Origin of the sequence: Ilumatobacter nonamiensis YM16-303 (assembly GCF_000350145.1) — a bacterium.
GTDB lineage: Bacteria > Actinomycetota > Acidimicrobiia > Acidimicrobiales > Ilumatobacteraceae > Ilumatobacter_A > Ilumatobacter_A nonamiensis.
The window spans coordinates 1-2,530 of sequence record NZ_BAOL01000202.1 but is presented as its reverse complement, the minus strand read 5'-3'; the positions used below and the strand labels follow the sequence as shown (position 1 = coordinate 2,530).

Sequence of the window (2,530 nt, the reverse complement as noted above, 5' to 3'; positions counted from 1 at the left end):
CCGCGTGTGCGGGTCGGCCCGGACGAGTGTTCAGGTGTTGGTGGTCAGCGGAACGGCGGGACGTACATCAGGCCGCCCTCGGTCCACAGGTTGTTCGGCGAACCTTCGAGGCTCAGACCGATCGGGGTGATGTGGGCGTCGTAGATCTCCTGGTAGTTGCCCACCTGCTCGACGATCTGCACGGCGTAGTCGGCCGGGAGGCCGAGCGTGCTGGCGACGTCGTCACCCTGACCGAGGAAGGTCTGGATGTTCGGGTCGTCACCGTCGTAGCTGCCGATGCTGCTCGAATCGAGACCGAACTCCCAGGCCTGGACCGGCGCCATCACGGCCCAGTTGACGGCCTGTGCCCACTCCGTGTCGCCATCGACGACCACGGGGCCGAGCGGCTCCTTCGAGATGACCTCGGGGATGATGAACTGCGTTGCGCCGCCCTCTTCCTCGATGGCTGCCTTGTTCGAGGCGAGCGCCGATGCGTCAGCGGTCCACGCCTCACACTGTCCCTCTTCGTAGGCCGGGCGGAGCGCCGTGTTGTCCTCGAAGACGACCGGGTTGAACGGGATGCCACGGGCGGTGAAGACCGAGCTGAGGTTCAGTTCGGTCGTGGTGCCCGACAGCACGCAGATGCTCGCGTCGGCGAGGCCTTCGAGCTCGGTGATGCCCGAGTCCTCGGGAACCATGACGCCCTGACCGTCGTAGAAGGTCGTGAACAGGAAGTTGCCACCCTGGTCACCGTCACGCGATGCGGTCCAGGTCGTGTTCCGGATCAGCACGTCGACCTCGCCCGCCTGCAGGGCCGGAAAGCGAGCGTCGGCGTTCAGCGACACGTACTCGACCGCTTCGGCGTCTCCGAGGATGCCGGCCGCGACGACCTTGCAGAAGTCGATGTCGAAGCCGGAGTACTCACCGGCCGAGTCGACGACGCCGAAGCCGGGCAGCGCCTCGTTGGCGCCGCACTTCAGCACGCCGGCGTCCTGCACGGCCGCGAGCAGACCGCCTTCGCTCTGTACGACGTCGACGGTGTCCTCGGTGGAGTCGTCAGGCTCGTCCGCTTCGGTGTCGGCCGGTTCGGTCTCCGCCGGCTCGGTGTCGTCGGTGGCCTCGTCAGCTCCACCGACGTCGGCGTCGGCGCCTTCGACCGTCTCTTCGGTCTCGTCGGAACTCTCGTCGCCGCTACTGCTCGAGCAGGCACCGGCGACGAGGCCGAGCGCCATCACGGCCGTTGCGGTTCGCTTCCACGTGGAAGTCTTCCCCCTGTTGATCATTGGATCTCCTCCTGGAATCACGCGTGTGAATCTTTGGCTGGGCCCACCGATCAAACGACCCGCGGGCGTGAAGCGAAGCTAACACGTCGCCAGTGACGCCCGACACGGGACCCCGAGCGCTGACACGCTGTTCACGTCGACGAAACGTTGTGCGAGGATTCTTCGAACGCGCTGGAAGTGTGCAGAAAATCCTGCGTTGAGTCTTGCCGACGAACAGACGTTCGTATCAGGTGTTGTCATGTTCTCTCGGGTGGTCGAGGAGTTGGTCGGGCTGTGCGACACCGATCTCGTGGCGCGGATGGAGCAGAACGAGCTGGATCGGCGCCGGTTGGATGCGGAGATGTCGGCGGCTTTGGCGGTTGCGGAGGCGCGTGGGGTGGAGGGTGTGGATGGTCATCGTTCGATGGCGGGGTTCTGTCGGGCGCGGTTCAACTGGTCGAGCGCGGAGACGGGTCGCTGGTTGGGTGCTGCGCGTGTGATCGATGGTCTCGATGGGTTGGGTGAGGGGTGGTGGGATGGCCGGTTCGGGTTGTCGCAGGTGACGAAGTTGTCGATGGCGTACGGCAACCGTCGGGTTCGTGACGGGTTGTCGGTGTTCGTTTCGCAGTTGTTGGATCATGCCGAGCAGATGCCGTACCGCGATTTCGCGGTCGTGGTCGATCATGTGGTGGCGCGCGTCGATGAGGACGGTGCCCATGATGATCGTGACGCCGTGGTCGAGGGCCGCCGCGCCCGAGTGGTCGGGGTGGCAGGGATGTTGGATGTGCGGGCGTCGGCTACGGCGATGATGCCGAGGTGCGGGCGTTGCCGCGCACCGATCGGCAACGCCGTTTCGATGCGCTGATCGCCATCTTCCGCACCGCTGCGACCGCTGCGACTGTTGGGGGTGTCGGGTCGCCGGCGGAGCCGTTGGTGAACATCGCCGTCGATGCCCACACCTGGGGGCGCATGCTGATCGAGGCGGGGTGGTCGACGTCGACCGATCTGGATGGTCGCCCGGTGGATCCGTTCACCGGGCTCGCCACCGACGACGCGGAGGATCTGCTCGACCTCGCACAGCTGTCCACGACGATGTGTGAGACCAGCAACGGGGTGCGGCTGCATGGTGATGATGTGTTGCGCGCAGCGTTGGCGGGTCACGTGCGCCGGGTGGTGGTCGATTCGGATCGGGTGGTGATCGACATGGGCCGCAGACAACGCTTGTTCACCGGCAACGCCCGCCGCGCTGCGAAGGTCTTGATCCGACGCTGCGAACACGCCGGCTGCGA

At 65.9% G+C, this 2,530-nt stretch carries 2 protein-coding genes and 1 pseudogene; 2 read left to right on the top strand and 1 reads right to left on the bottom strand.

Annotated elements, in window-relative coordinates:
* Positions 1 to 44: 44 nt before the first annotated feature.
* The gene (locus ON45_RS16835; protein ID WP_083915091.1) at positions 45 to 1,262 is read right to left on the bottom strand and encodes an amino acid ABC transporter substrate-binding protein; all 1,218 of its coding nucleotides are present in this window, start codon (positions 1,260 to 1,262) and stop codon (positions 45 to 47) included.
* A 238-nt stretch (positions 1,263 to 1,500) separates the two neighbouring features.
* Here ON45_RS16835 and ON45_RS16830 point away from each other — a divergent pair, with 238 nt between their 5' ends.
* Complete coding sequence (locus ON45_RS16830) at positions 1,501 to 2,106, top strand: DUF222 domain-containing protein (protein ID WP_040495327.1); 606 nt, start codon at positions 1,501 to 1,503, stop codon at positions 2,104 to 2,106.
* A pseudogene (locus ON45_RS16825) lies at positions 2,067 to 2,530 on the top strand (HNH endonuclease signature motif containing protein); the annotation flags it as partial. The gene ON45_RS16830 and the pseudogene ON45_RS16825, both read left to right, overlap by 40 nt.

Coding starts and splice junctions, on each gene's coding strand:
- ON45_RS16835 (WP_083915091.1), bottom strand. CDS start 1,262: ATGATCAACAGGGGGAAGACTTCCACGTGGAAGCGAACCGCAACGGCC.
- ON45_RS16830 (WP_040495327.1), top strand. CDS start 1,501: ATGTTCTCTCGGGTGGTCGAGGAGTTGGTCGGGCTGTGCGACACCGAT.